16 protein-coding genes and 2 pseudogenes are annotated in these 12,491 nt (G+C 71.2%); 9 read left to right on the top strand and 9 right to left on the bottom strand.

Annotated elements, in window-relative coordinates; all coding sequences use genetic code 11:
- Positions 1–21 precede the first annotated feature (21 nt).
- Positions 22–1,248: a PP2C family protein-serine/threonine phosphatase gene (locus OG747_RS44700; RefSeq protein WP_405885090.1), complete on the top strand. Its 1,227-nt coding sequence runs from the start codon at positions 22–24 to the stop codon at positions 1,246–1,248.
- Between the two features lie 290 nt (positions 1,249–1,538).
- On the opposite strand, the pseudogene OG747_RS44695 reads toward OG747_RS44700, so the two are convergent.
- Positions 1,539–1,850: pseudogene (locus OG747_RS44695) on the bottom strand (hypothetical protein); the annotation flags it as partial.
- A 153-nt stretch (positions 1,851–2,003) separates the two neighbouring features.
- Here OG747_RS44695 and OG747_RS44690 point away from each other — a divergent pair.
- Positions 2,004–2,273, top strand: coding sequence for a hypothetical protein (locus OG747_RS44690; protein ID WP_405885089.1), 270 nt, complete (start codon positions 2,004–2,006; stop codon positions 2,271–2,273).
- Here OG747_RS44690 and OG747_RS44685 read toward each other — a convergent pair.
- Both OG747_RS44685 and OG747_RS44680 read right to left on the bottom strand, forming a co-directional pair.
- Positions 2,263–2,658, bottom strand: a complete 396-nt coding sequence (locus OG747_RS44685; RefSeq protein ID WP_405885088.1) for a nitroreductase/quinone reductase family protein — start codon at positions 2,656–2,658, stop codon at positions 2,263–2,265. The two genes, OG747_RS44690 and OG747_RS44685, sit on opposite strands and share 11 nt — an antisense overlap.
- A 62-nt stretch (positions 2,659–2,720) precedes the next feature.
- Positions 2,721–2,897: a hypothetical protein gene (locus OG747_RS44680; RefSeq protein ID WP_405886126.1), complete on the bottom strand. Its 177-nt coding sequence runs from the start codon at positions 2,895–2,897 to the stop codon at positions 2,721–2,723.
- Here OG747_RS44680 and OG747_RS44675 point away from each other — a divergent pair.
- Positions 2,836–3,011 (top strand): annotated as a pseudogene (locus OG747_RS44675) (ATP-binding cassette domain-containing protein); the annotation flags it as partial. The gene OG747_RS44680 and the pseudogene OG747_RS44675 overlap by 62 nt on opposite strands.
- A gap of 67 nt (positions 3,012–3,078) precedes the next feature.
- Here the strand turns inward: OG747_RS44675 and OG747_RS44670 are convergent.
- On the bottom strand, positions 3,079–3,561 hold the full coding sequence (locus OG747_RS44670) for a VOC family protein (RefSeq protein WP_405885087.1): 483 nt from the start codon (positions 3,559–3,561) through the stop codon (positions 3,079–3,081).
- A gap of 157 nt (positions 3,562–3,718) precedes the next feature.
- Between OG747_RS44670 and OG747_RS44665 the strand changes: the two genes are divergently transcribed.
- The 3 genes from OG747_RS44665 to OG747_RS44655 all read left to right on the top strand — a co-directional run bounded on the left by OG747_RS44665 (position 3,719) and on the right by OG747_RS44655 (position 6,327).
- Complete coding sequence (locus OG747_RS44665; RefSeq protein ID WP_405885086.1) at positions 3,719–4,921, top strand: epoxide hydrolase family protein; 1,203 nt, start codon at positions 3,719–3,721, stop codon at positions 4,919–4,921.
- Between the two features lie 148 nt (positions 4,922–5,069).
- Positions 5,070–5,723: an ATP-dependent Clp protease proteolytic subunit gene (locus OG747_RS44660; protein ID WP_405885085.1), complete on the top strand. Its 654-nt coding sequence runs from the start codon at positions 5,070–5,072 to the stop codon at positions 5,721–5,723.
- 1 nt (position 5,724) lies between these two features.
- The gene (locus tag OG747_RS44655) at positions 5,725–6,327 is read left to right on the top strand and encodes a ClpP family protease (RefSeq protein ID WP_405885084.1); all 603 of its coding nucleotides are present in this window, start codon (positions 5,725–5,727) and stop codon (positions 6,325–6,327) included.
- Between the two features lie 42 nt (positions 6,328–6,369).
- Here OG747_RS44655 and OG747_RS44650 read toward each other — a convergent pair whose 3' ends face one another.
- Positions 6,370–6,822 carry a helix-turn-helix domain-containing protein gene (locus OG747_RS44650; protein WP_405885083.1) on the bottom strand — a complete coding sequence of 151 codons (453 nt, stop codon included), beginning with the start codon at positions 6,820–6,822 and terminating at the stop codon, positions 6,370–6,372.
- Between the two features lie 55 nt (positions 6,823–6,877).
- Between OG747_RS44650 and OG747_RS44645 the strand changes: the two genes are divergently transcribed.
- On the top strand, positions 6,878–7,315 hold the full coding sequence (locus OG747_RS44645) for a class I SAM-dependent methyltransferase (RefSeq protein WP_405885082.1): 438 nt from the start codon (positions 6,878–6,880) through the stop codon (positions 7,313–7,315).
- Here OG747_RS44645 and OG747_RS44640 read toward each other — a convergent pair.
- Positions 7,212–7,733, bottom strand: coding sequence for a DinB family protein (locus tag OG747_RS44640; RefSeq protein WP_405886027.1), 522 nt, complete (start codon positions 7,731–7,733; stop codon positions 7,212–7,214). The two genes, OG747_RS44645 and OG747_RS44640, sit on opposite strands and share 104 nt — an antisense overlap.
- Before the next feature lie 283 nt (positions 7,734–8,016).
- Here OG747_RS44640 and OG747_RS44635 point away from each other — a divergent pair, with 283 nt between their 5' ends.
- Positions 8,017–8,907: a SigB/SigF/SigG family RNA polymerase sigma factor gene (locus OG747_RS44635; protein WP_405885081.1), complete on the top strand. Its 891-nt coding sequence runs from the start codon at positions 8,017–8,019 to the stop codon at positions 8,905–8,907.
- A gap of 62 nt (positions 8,908–8,969) precedes the next feature.
- Here OG747_RS44635 and OG747_RS44630 read toward each other — a convergent pair whose 3' ends face one another.
- Together OG747_RS44630 and OG747_RS44625 are read right to left on the bottom strand one after the other, a co-directional pair.
- Complete coding sequence (locus OG747_RS44630) at positions 8,970–9,140, bottom strand: hypothetical protein (protein ID WP_405885080.1); 171 nt, start codon at positions 9,138–9,140, stop codon at positions 8,970–8,972.
- 65 nt (positions 9,141–9,205) lie between these two features.
- Positions 9,206–9,658: an ATP-binding protein gene (locus OG747_RS44625; protein WP_405885078.1), complete on the bottom strand. Its 453-nt coding sequence runs from the start codon at positions 9,656–9,658 to the stop codon at positions 9,206–9,208.
- Positions 9,659–10,452: 794 nt separating this feature from the next.
- On the opposite strand from OG747_RS44625, the gene OG747_RS44620 reads away from it, so the two are divergent.
- Positions 10,453–11,754, top strand: coding sequence for a streptophobe family protein (locus OG747_RS44620; protein ID WP_405885077.1), 1,302 nt, complete (start codon positions 10,453–10,455; stop codon positions 11,752–11,754).
- 3 nt (positions 11,755–11,757) lie between these two features.
- Here OG747_RS44620 and OG747_RS44615 read toward each other — a convergent pair whose 3' ends face one another.
- Positions 11,758–12,486 carry a hypothetical protein gene (locus OG747_RS44615; RefSeq protein WP_405885075.1) on the bottom strand — a complete coding sequence of 243 codons (729 nt, stop codon included), beginning with the start codon at positions 12,484–12,486 and terminating at the stop codon, positions 11,758–11,760.
- Positions 12,487–12,491: the final 5 nt, after the last annotated feature.

Here is a 12,491-nt window from a genome sequence, read left to right as displayed (position 1 = left end):
GTCTGCGGCGCTGGAGGTGGCATGGCGGGCCGAGGCGGTGAGGGCGCTACGGGTGTGGGGGCGTCGTTCGCCGCGATGGAGATCGCCGTCGAGGCGATCGGCACCACTCTCAACGAGCGGACCACCTGCGAGGAGCTCGTGGAGTTCGTGTGCCGGCAGGTCTGCGACGCCGCCGCGGTGGATCTGCTGCCCGCCGACGTCCCGGCCGCACAGCACACGCACGAGCCGGACCTGACCCGTGTCGCCACCGGCGGCCGTACCGAGCTGCTCACCGCCTGGACAGCCCACGGCCCCCGCCCGCTGTCCGTCCAGGCCCTCGACGAGGGCCATCCGATCACGGCGACGCTCGACCTGTCCGGCACGGTTCCCCGGCAGGTCATGACCGTGCCGCTGCTCGCGCACGGCCAGCTGTACGGGGTGCTGCTGGCCGTCCGGCAGGGGCCGGCCTTCAGCGACCGGGGCACCGCCGTCACGCACTACGCGGCCCGGCTCGCGGCCGTCCACCTCGGCCACTCACGGCAGCACGACGCCGTACGCAGTACGGTGCTCTCCCTGCAGCGGGCGCTGCTGTACGAACCGGGCCGCCCGCATCCCAACCTCGACCTCACCACCCGCTATCTGCCGTGCGGCGGCAGTGTCCTGGTGGGCGGGGACTGGTTCGAGACCGTACGGCTGCACTTCGGGCGCACCCTGCTGGTGGTGGGCGACGTCATGGGGCACGGGCTGGACGCCGCGGTGGACATGAACGCCTACCGCTCGATGCTGCGCTACGTCGCCTCCACGGAGATGCCGCCGCACCGGGTGCTGCGCCGCCTGGACGCCGCGGTCGCCGAGGACGGCACCCGGCGCCCGGCGACCTGTCTGCTCGTCCAGGTCGACCCGGCGCGCGGCGCGGCCGTACTCGCCAGCGCCGGGCATCTGCCGCCGGTCGTGTTCGCCGGGGACGGCAGCGGGGAACTGCTGCATGTGCTGGTCGGTCCACCGCTGGGCACCGGCGTGGGCGGCTACGAGGCGGTCACCCGCGCGCTCGCCCCCGAGGACACCCTGGTGATGTTCACCGACGGTCTGGTGGAGCGGCGCGGCGAGGACATCGACGCCTCGCTCGCCCGGCTGGCCGGACTGCGCCTGGCTCCCGGGACGGGGATCGACGAAGTCCTCGACGAGATCCTCGTGCGGCTCGACGCCCAGCACGCGGAGGACGACGTGGCGGTACTGGCCGCCCGTATCCGCCAGCGCCCCCCGGCATGAGGCTCGACGCCGCGGTGGCCGACGTACGTCTTCCCCCTTCTGCCCGGCTGTGCTTGCCTGGGGAGCCCTTTCGGCGGGCGGGGCGGGAGTTGCTTCATGCGGAGGCCGTGGATCGTGGGGGTGCTGATGGCCGGGCTACTGCTCGGCGCGTGCGGGGATCCGGCGTCCGGGCCGGAGGCGTCGCCGCCCGCTGCGGCGTTGCCCGCGGCCTCGACCAGGGTGCGGGTGCCCGCCAGTACGGCCAGGCCGATGGGGATGTCGACGAAGAACACCCAGCGCCAGTCCAGGACGTCGGGGAGCGTGCCACCGAGCAGCAGGCCTACCGTGGCGCCGACGCTGCCCATCGCCGCGTACACGCCCATCGCGGTGTTGCGCGATTTGCCGGCCGGGAACGTCGTGGTGATCAGCGCCAGGGCGCTGGGCGTCCGATCGGCTCCTCTCGCTCCTGCCGCTCCTGCAAACCCCGTGGACAGCTGCCCGCCACCGACCTGGCCGAGCGCCTGGAGGTGTCCGTGCGGATGATCTTCCGTGACGTGGAGGCATGGCCGGCGTCCGGTGTGCGGGGCAACGCGGAGCGCGGGCGTACCGGCGGCATCGCGCATCGGCTCGGCACCGCGCAAGGTCATGGGCGCGCTGCGTGCGCCGCACCGCGAGGCGGCCGGCCTGGTCAGCCCCGAATTCTCGTCGATCCTGTCCGCCGGCGGAGCGGGCCGCCCAGGTCGGCCCCGCATCTGGGGACACAGCGGCGCAAGGGAGTGGCACTGGCCGAGGTCCGGGACACCCCGCGTCGGCAGGTCGGCCAGGTCCCCGCCGAGGTGCAGGTCGTGGTGCGCGTACGACACACCTCCCTGGCCGGATTCCCGCGCATCCGCGAGGCCGAGCGCTTCCGCTCCCTGGGCGCCGCACAGCAGTTGCTCGCCTTCGGCACCGAGTTCGAAGTGGTCTCACCGGCGGAGCCGCGCGAGAGCCTGGCGCGGGTCGCGGCAGAGACCGCCGCGCTGTACGCGCCGGGGATCAGTCCGTGAGATCGACTCGCACCGTCGTCAGACCGGCGCCCATCAGGCGCACCGCGGCGCTGTTGAACCGCGGCAGGCTCTTCAGCCGCGCGCGGACATCGTCCTCGGGCATCAGATGGGCGGTGCCGGCGTGCCACCGCCCCCTGACGCGGACCCGGACCCGCGGGTCCGCCAGGATGTTGCGCACGTACTGCGAGCGCTCGCCGTATTCGCTGACGAACCAGAACTCCCGCCCCACCAGACGTCCGCCGACCGGTGTCCGGCGCGGCAGCCCCGATGTGCGTCCGGTGGTCTCCAGCAGGGTCTGGATCGGCAGCCGCTTCAGGAGCGGATTGCCGATCCACCGCTGGAACGACGTGACGACGCGGTACTTCAGGTCGGGGTAGCGGGACATGCGAGGTCCTCCTGTTCAGTGCCGGGCCCACCATTGTGCGGGGCCCGGCGACCGTCTCATCCTCATGGCCGCCGTCGGAGTTCCGTTTCGATCAGAGAGTTGAGATGGCGGCGCGCGTCCTCGGTGCTCAGCGGGAGCGCCTGCCGCAGCCGTTTCAGGGCGAGGTCGTCGGCGGGCTCGGCGCAGCGGGACGCCAGCGAGCTGGAGTTCGCGGCCCGGCTGCCGCAAGGGCTCGACACCGTGGTGGGCGAGCACGGGGCCAGGCTCTCCGGGGGACAGCGGCAGCGGCTCGCGATCGCACGGGTGCTGATCCGCGACCCCGGGTGCTGGTCCTGGACGAGGCCACCTCGGCGCCGCACAGCGGCCGGCTCGCCTGATCCGCGTCGGGCGGAGGGGCGGGCCGGCCGTCGCGCCGGTCCGCTACTCGCCCGCGTACGCCTTCTCCAGGGCCACGATGTCCAGCTTCGACATCCGGAACATCGCCTGGGTGGTGCGGGCCGCCTTCTCCGGGTCCGGGTCGCCGATCAGGTCGATGAGCCTGCTCGGGACGACCTGCCAGGACAGGCCGTACTTGTCCTTGGCCCAGCCGCAGGGACCCGCCTCGCCGCCGTCCTCGATGAGCTTGTTCCAGTAGTGGTCCACCTCTTCCTGGTCGTCGCAGTGGATCTGGAACGAGATGGCCTCGTCGAACGTGAACTGCGGGCCACCGTTCAACGCGACGAACTTCTGTCCGTTGGCCACGAACTCGGCGGCCAGCACGGAACCGGCGGGGCCGGGCCCGGCCTCCGTGTAGCGGCCGATCCTGCCGAGCCGGGAGTTCTTGAAGATCGAGACGTAGTAGTGCGCGGCCTCTTCGGCCTGGCCGTCGAACCACAGACACGTGGTGAATCCATCGGCGGGCATGCGTACCTCCTCGGGCGGGAAACGTCGTCATCTCTGTCGACTGATCGTCGTCCGAAAACTCATCGGTCGCGCGCGGGACGTTTCGGCTGCGGATGGACGGGGCTGCCGGCGCACATGTCCGTGCCCTTCCGGAGCGCCACGGATAGCATGCGCGAACATGACTTCCTCAGCTTCGGACGCCCCCCGCATCGAACCGTTCCGTATCGAATTCCCGCAGAGCGACGTCGACGACCTGCACCAGCGACTGGACCGCACCCGCTGGCCCGACGAACTGCCGGGAGTGGGCTGGGCGTACGGCGTGCCGCGCGAGTATCTGCGGGAACTCGTACGGTACTGGCGGCACGACTACGACTGGCAGGCGGCGCAGGCGCGGCTGAACGAGTGGCCGCAGTTCACGACGGAGATCGACGGCACGCGGGTGCACTTCGCGCACGTCCGGTCCCCGGAACCGGACGCAACCCCGCTGGTCATCACGCACGGCTGGCCCGGCTCGATCGTCGAATTCACCGACGTCGTCGGCCCGTTGACCGATCCGCGCGCGCACGGTGGCGATCCGGCCGACGCGTTCCATCTCGTCGTGCCGAGCATTCCCGGGTTCGGGCTCTCCGGGCCGACCCGGGACACCGGCTGGGAGTTCCAACGGGTCGCCGCCGCGTTCGCCGAGCTGATGACGCGTCTCGGGTACGAGCGGTTCGGCGCCCAGGGCGGTGACTGGGGCGGGGCCATCTCCCGTGAGCTGGGCCGGGCGTACCCCGAGCGGCTCATCGGAGTCCATCTGAACCTGCTGCCCGGATCGTCCGCGGTCACCAAGCCGACTCCCGAGGAACTGGCCGCGCTGAGCCCCGAGGAGCGCGAGCGCACGCTGACGTCCTGGCGGCGGGGCCGGGAATGGCGCCGGGACGAGAGCGGATACGCCGAGCTCCAGTCCACCCGGCCGCAGACCCTCGCCTACGCGCTCACGGACTCCCCGGTCGGCCAACTCGCCTGGATCGTCGAGAAGTTCAAGGTCTGGACGGATGCCAAGGACCGTCCCGAGGAGGCCGTGGACCGGGACCTGATGCTGACCAACGTGATGCTGTACTGGCTGACCGGTACGGCCGGGTCCTCGGCCCGCATCTACTACGAGCGGGCGCACGCCGACCACTCGGGCACACCGCCCGAGCCGTCCCTCGCACCGACCGCGCTGGCCGTCTTCCCGCACGAGCCCCTCGTACCGCTGCGGCACATCGCGGACCGTACGAACAACATCGTACGGTGGACGGAATTCGACCGGGGCGGCCACTTCGCCGCGGCCGAGGAGCCCGAGCTGCTGGTCGAGGACGTACGGGCCTTCTTCCGGGCGCTGCGCGCCGACGACTGAGGTCCCTTGCGCGCCGGTGAGGGCAGCCCCCGGGGTCCCCTCTGCCCGTAGCGAATCTGCTGCGGGCCGAGAAAAGCGATCCGGGAGGGTTTTCGGTCCGAGAGTGGAGGTCGCGGCGACCACCGCCGCGCCACCACAAGGAGGACCGATGACTCCACTCATCACCGGTTGGGCCCCGGCCCGCGCACCCCGCGCCGAGGAGGGCGACACCCCTGCGACCCGCTTCGACGACCATCTGGCCGCGCAACTGCTCGCGCAGCGGATCGTCCTCCTCGGCACCCAGGTCGACGAGGTCTCCGCCAACCGCGTCTGCGCCCAGCTGCTCGTGCTGTCGGCGGAGGACCCGCGGACCGACATCAGCCTGTACATCAACAGCCCGGGCGGATCGGTCACCGCGGGCCTGGCGATCTACGACACGATGCGGCTGATCCCCAACGACGTCTCGACGCTCGTCATGGGATTCGCCGCGAGCATGGGGCAGTTCCTGCTCAGCGTCGGCACACACGGGAAGCGCTACGCGCTGCCGAACGCGCGGATCATGATGCACCAGCCGTCGGCCGGTATCGGCGGTACCACCGCCGACATCGAGATCCAGGCGCAGAACCTGGAGTTCACGAAGAAGGCCATCGAGCGGATCACCGCGGAGCACACCGGCCAGAGCGAGGAGACGATCTCCCGCGACGGCGACCGCGACCGCTGGTTCACGGCCGAACAGGCCAAGGAGTACGGCATGGTGGACCGGGTCGTGGAGTCGCTCGACGACGTCCGCCCGGCCGCGGCACGGCGACGGATGGGGCTCTGACGTGGGTACGTACACGATTCCGAACGTCGTCGAGCGCACCCCGCAGGGTGAGCGGTCCTACGACGTCTTCAGCCGCCTGCTCTCGGAGCGGATCATCTTCCTGGGCACCGAGATCGACGACGGCGTCGCGAACGTCGTCATCGCGCAACTCCTCCATCTGGAGTCGTCGAACCCGGAGAGCGAGATCGCGATCTACATCAACTCGCCCGGCGGCTCGTTCACTTCGCTCATGGCGATCTACGACACGATGACGTTCGTGCAGGCGCCGATCTCGACGTTCTGCGTCGGCCAGGCAGCCTCCACGGCGGCGGTGCTGCTGGCCGGGGGCGACCCCGGGCGACGGTTCGTGCTGGAGCACGCGCGCGTGCTGCTCGGCCAGCCCGCGAGCGGCGGCCGGCAGGGAACGGTCTCGGACCTCACCCTCCAGGCCAAGGAGATGCTCCGTATCCGCTCCCAGGTCGAGGAGGTCCTCTCCCGGCACACGCACCACGACGTGGCGACACTGCGCGCGGACATGGACCGCGACAAGGTCTTCACCGCGCAGGAGGCCGTGGCGTACGGGCTCGCTGACGAGGTGCTGAGCCGACGGCTCGCGACGGTCTGAGGGTGGGCCCGCGTCGGGCCGTCGCGAGTCGGCCGTCCCTGCTCAGGCGGCGAGGCACATGCCGTCGTAGAGCGGGGCCGAAGGGGTGCGGCGGCGGGCCGGCCGGACCTGGGCGAGACGGGTGAGCTCGTCCTGGGCCAGTGAGAGCAGGTCGCCGAGGCCCAGGCCGAGGGCGCGCGCGGCGGCCGCGAGGACTTCGGACGAGGCCTCCTTGCGGCCGCGCTCCAGCTCCGAGAGGTACGGCATCGAGATACGGGCGGCGTCGGCCACGTCCTTGAGCGTGCGCTCCTGCGCGAGCCGCTCACGTCGTAGGACATCGCCCAAGAGGTCGCGCCACAGGGGCTCCTTGCTCCCGGGCGCCGGAGGGGCGACGGGGGTGGCGGGACCGGCCGCCGGGCCGGTGGCCGGACGGGTGGCCGGACGGGTGGCCGATCCCGGTGCGGTCGCCGGGCGGAGAGGAATGACGCGGGCTTCGTTCGGCGCTTGATTACTCACCCCTTCAGCCTAGAAGCGCTGAGCTGCGCGGAAAGGGAGCGGCATTCCGCTCTCGGTGGAATCGAGCGGTGTCGCTGCGCTGGGTGCCCGAGTGGTGGAGCTCGGCCCCGCACTCGCGGCGGTGGCCCGGCGCGATCTGCGGGCGTTTCCCCGAGCTGATGTGGAAGTGGCCGACTTCGAGCAGTGGGCGCTGCCGCCCGAGCCCTTCGACCTCGTGGGCTGCGCGACCGCGTTCCACTGGGTCGCCCCCGCGCTAGGGACGGCCAAGGTGGCTGACGTTGCTCGGCCCGGACTGCGACCGCAGCCCCAGGTCGAAATCGCCAGGGGCACCAGCGAGTTGGAAGAGTGGGGGCGGGTCGAGGTACTCATGACCTGCTTCTGCCGCCCGGCTACTGTCCGACCTTCCCGTCGATCCGCTCGCGCAGGAAGTCCGCGTGGCCGTTGTGCCGGGCGTACTCCTCGATCATGTGCACCAGCACCTCGCGGAGAGTGACGGGCTCGTCGGCGCTCACACCGGTGATGTCGAGGTCGCGGGCCTCGTCCACGAACCGTTCGGCGAAGGCCACCTCGGCGCGCCAGATGTCCCAGGCCTCCGCCACCACCTTCGGGTCGGGCACCGCGCCGTTGAAGTCGCCGTTGGGGTCGTCGTCGGACCGGTAGTGCCGCGGCACGTCCTGTCCGGCCAGCACCCGGCGGAACCAGTTCTGCTCGACCCCGGCCAGATGCCGCACCAGCCCGAGCAGCGACAGATCCGACGGCTCGACCGAACGCCGGGCCAGCGCCTCGGCGTCCAGACCGGCGCACTTCATCTGCAGCGTCAGCCGCTGGTCGCGCAGAAACCCGACGAGTGTGTCCCGCTCCCCCACGAACCCCCCGTCGGTGCGCGGATCGTCGTCGGGGTGCACGAACATGTTCCACCACCCGAAGCTCCGATCGGGCTGGGTGTTTCCGGACTGCAGAGGCGCGATATCAGCCATGTCCACGAGCATCGGCGCCCTGCCGGGAATCCGCCACCGGTTTTCCGGCGCGGCCCGCCACCGGCTGCCCGGAACTCGGACGACGACTCCCCGCTGACAACCTGATCGACGCGCAGGCCTGTTGCCCGAGACAACGGACACATGGCTTCCCGTGTTCGGGGTATGCGCGGAAGCACGATGCTTGAAAGGGCGGACAGTGAGTTTCGTGGGAGAGGTAATGGACACCACCGTGAGCCGGTCGAAGGTCACCCGGGAGTCGGCCAGGACCAGGACGGGTGAGGCGCCACTGCCGAACGTCGAGGACCCGCGGGCCGTGGCTCCTCGTGACGCGCGAGAATTGTCCCGTCGGTTCTTCCAGCGTCTGACGGAACTCGAGGAAGGCACACAGGAGTACCAGTACGCGCGCAACACCCTGATCGAGATGAACATGTCCCTAGTCCGCTTCGCGGCGGGCCGCTTCCGCCACCGCGGCAACGACCTGGAGGACATCGCCCAGGTCGGGATGATCGGTCTGATCAAGGCGATCGACCGGTTCGAGATATCGCGCGAGGTCGAGTTCACCTCCTTCGCGCTGCCGTACATCGTCGGCGAGATCAAGCGTTTCTTCCGTGACACGACGTGGGCCGTGCACGTTCCACGCAGGTTGCAGGAGTTGCGGGTGGAACTGGCCAAGGCGCGGGAGGAGCTCGCCAGCCGACTGGACCGCGAACCGAGCGTCGCCGAACTGGCCACGCTGATGAACCTCCGCGAGGACGAGGTGATCGAGGCCCAGATCGCCGCCAACGGCTACAACTCCTCCTCGCTGGACGCCGCGCTCGCCGGAGACGGCGGCCAGGACGGCGAGGCGGTCCTCGCCGACTTCATCGGGATGGAGGACGACGGGATGCGGCTCGTCGAGGACTTCCACACCCTTGCTCCCCTGGTCTCGGAGCTCAGTGAACGTGACCGGCGGATCATCCACTTGAGGTTCGTGGACGAAGCCACGCAGGCGGAGATAGGGGAGCGGCTCGGCTGCTCCCAGATGCATGTCTCCCGGCTGATCAAGCGGATCATCGAGCAGCTGCGCAGCGGCATGCTGAGTGACTTGAAGCGGGTCGAGCGTGCCTGACACCGGCCCCACCGGCCCTGTCGGCTCCCTGCAAGAGACTCGGCCGGCTCCCTACCACAGACTCAGCGCAGCCACTGGCCCTTCTCCGCGGGCCGGTACAGCGTCACGGCCCGCGTCAGCCGGTCGAGCACCAGCCGCGGAGCCGCGACCCGGGTGACTTCGCCGTCGTACGAGAACTGCGGGTCGCCGTGCAGCACTTCGAGCCGAAGGCTGGGCACCTGAACGGTGGCCACGCCCTCTACCGGGCGCCGCACCGCGTTCACCGGGCCGCAGCGAGGCACTGGTAGGTCGCCTCGGATCAACGGCGCAGGGAGAGCTGGGCCTTGACGCACTTTCCGACCGGCACGCGCCCGACGGTCACCTCCGTCGCGAGCGCGTGGACGATCTCCAGTCCGTGTCGCCCTACGCGTTGGGGATCGCACGGATAGGGCCGCGGCAGGGTGGCGCTGCTGTCGTAGACGGTGACGGTGACGGAGGCGTCGGTTCCCTCCAGTTCCAGGATGTAGGGCCCGTGGCTGTGCCGGTCAGCATTGGTGACCAGTTCGCTCACGACCAGAAGGAGGTCGCCTGCGGCCCGTGCGTCGATCTCGGCGCACCACTGGGACCGTAGCTGCTCGAGAAACACCTCGGCGAAGAAGCGTGCCTCGGCGATGCCCCCCGGCTCACCGGTATAGTGCGCCGCTCGCCGAAGCGGTTCCACGGGGACGTCGAAGCCAGTAGGTATCACCGCTCCGTCCAAGTGCTCGATCATGTGGGTCTTTCTCGGATACCGGTACGTCGGGTCACTGCACGCCCGGACGCTGCCGCACAAGTGCTGGTACCCCGTGAAGTCCTGCACAGTCACCCCGTTCGGCACCCTCCGCCCCCGTAGCGGTGGTCGACACACCGTGCGTGTGCCGCCGTGGAGGCCGGGGCCGAACCGTCCACGCCGCGGGTCACGTTGGCGGACTGCGGCGCTCTCGCCGGAGGTGCCTCCGGCGCGGTGGAGCTTGATTTCGCGGTCGGCTCCGTGAAGGGGTCCCCGGCTTGTTCGCGGCCTGGAGGAAGACCTCGCCGCGGGGTGCGGACGTGCCGTTGGAGCGTGTGAAGACGAGGCCGAGCACCACCGCGGCCACGGCGGCCCCGGTGATGAGCGCCATGCGCGGCGCCGACTTCCACCAGGGGTGGTCCGGGCCGTTGCCGGAGCCGGGCGGGCCGCCGGGCCCGGACGGTCCCCCCGCACCGCCTCCGCCGCCTCCTGACGCGTCGCCGGGTGGCCCCGCGGGCGGACGGCCGCTCGGCTGTGTCGGACTGTGCTCGGACCGACCGGGCCGGGAAGGACCCGGCAGGGGACCCGTAGGCGGTCCGGTGGGGCGGCCGGAGGACGGCTGCTCGACGCTCACGAGCTCTTCCTCCGGGCGTAAGGATCCTGCGACACTTCACACATTTTGTGCCGCTTTCTTCCGCAACGAGCTCATTGTGTGCCCCGGTCCGGTACCCCCCGCAAGCTGACGCGGTCGGCCCTCCCGACGGGCGGCGGCCCGAAGCGCTGCTTAGCGTGGCAGGGTGAGCCCGCAGACATCGTCCGACCAGGCCGTTGCCCCCCAGGTGGAACGGACGGCCGCCCGTCACGGCTGGGTCCAGGCCCTCGTGGCGGTCCTGGCCGGGCTGATCGTCATGCTCGTGGTCGCCGCCCTCGGGCTATGGGGAGCCGGTGCCACGAGCCTGCCCGGCAACGCCTTCCCACGGGTCGTCGCGGCCTCCGTGGTGACCGCGGTCGGCGGCACCATCGAACTCGCGGGCGACGCCGGGGTGATCGCCGACACCCGGGCGGGTCTGACGGTGATTCCGTTGTCGGTCACGCTCGCCGGGGCGCTGGTGATCGCCGCCGGGTTCCTGCGGCCACTGCGGCACCGGGCCGTCGCGGGCGCCCCCGAGCTGGCCGGGTGGGCCGCCAGGATCGCGGTCCTGTGGCTGCCGGCCCTCCTCGGCCTCGCGCTCTGCTCCCACCAGAACTTCAAGATCTCCCTGGGGACCGGAACGATCAGCGACATCGGTGATCTGTTCGGCGTCTCGCCCGAGGTGGGCTTCAAGACCGACGTGCCGGTGACGCTGCTCTTTGGACTGCTGTGGCTCGCGGGCGTGCTCGTCCTCGCGCTGCTGGTGTCGCCGGGGGCCCCGCTCCCGGCCCGGTTGCTGCGCTTCCAGGAGTCGGTGCGTCCGGCGGCCTTCGCCATGGTCGTGCTGCTGCTCGCCTACGTCGCCGCGGGCGCGGTCGTCGGGCTGGCGGTGGCCGCGACGCGCGGGCACGTCCCCGAGACCTTCGCGGTGATCTTCCTCGGGCTGCCCAATCTCGTCTGGTTCGCGTTCACGATCGGCCTGGGCGCCACCTGGACCGGGCGGGTGGACGGGCCGTTCGGGTTGCCCATGCCGCACGTCCTCGACGAGGTGCTGCGCACCCCGGACATCTCCACGCTCAATCTGCGCACCCTCGCCGAGCACGACGGCACGGTGTGGTGGCTGCTGGTCGTCGACGCCCTGCTGCTCCTGGGCTGCGCGTTCCTGATGGCCGCCCGCTCACCGGTCCGGACGCGGGCCTGGCAGCACGCCGTGCACATGGCGGTCGCGCTGGCGCTCACGGTGCTCATGATCTGTCTGGTCGGCAGGATCTCGGCGCACTACGGCCTGTCGCTCATCGGCATCGGCGACGCGGGCGGCGGCCTGAAGGGGGAACTGTTCCTGAAGCCCAAGCTCTGGACCGCGCTCGGGCTCGCCGTGCTGTGGGGGCTGGTCACCGGGTTCCTCGGCGGTCTGCTGGCGAAGGGCGTCCACCGTGGGGGCGAGGTCCCCACGGACACGGCCGCCTGACGCTCAGCGGTCACCGGGCTGGTCCGTCACCCGCGGCACGAAACGCGTCGGTTCACGGTCGTCGGGTTCACGTACGACACCGGTGGACGGCTCCGGATTCCCTGCCCCCTCGCGTACGACACCGGTCGGTGGCTCCGTGGTCCCCGCCCCGTTCCGTACGACATCCGTGGGCGCCCGTCCGCGCGCCCCTCCCCGGGCGCCCTCGATCCGCTCCGGGGGGGCCGCGGGGTCCTCCGTGACCGCGTACGTGCTCAGCCGCGTCCCGTCGCAGTACACCCAGCGCTCATGCTCGGCGTCGTACAGCCACAGCGACTCGCCGTCGACGACCACCCCGATCCGCTGCCCCTGTGTGATGCCGCGGAAGGACTCCCCGTCGAGCCGGCCCGCGGCGAGGTCCTCGGCCGCGCTCCGATAGCGGGAGAGCGCCTCCTCGACGCGGGCGAGGAGCGGGCGCGGGTCGGCCGTTCGGGTGAGGGAGCTGCCCGCTTCGGGCGGTGACTGCGGTACGGCGACCAGCAGCCGGCCGTCGACCCAGGCCGACCAGCCGTTGGCACAGACGATCCGGCCCCAGTCGCCGAGCCGCTCGACGAGTTGGACCGGCAGCAGCGCGTCGAGCGGCACGGTGGGCCGGGACGGATCCGGGGCCTCCCAGGCCGGCAGGCCGTCCGGCGGGACGACATGGGTGGGGCGGAAGTCGTCGATCGTCACCGGGTCGGGGTCGGGAGTCGTCATCGCAT

It is taken from the genome of Streptomyces sp. NBC_01384 (assembly GCF_045040035.1).
Taxonomy (GTDB): domain Bacteria; phylum Actinomycetota; class Actinomycetes; order Streptomycetales; family Streptomycetaceae; genus Streptomyces.
This window is presented reverse-complemented; position numbering and strand designations above follow the sequence as displayed.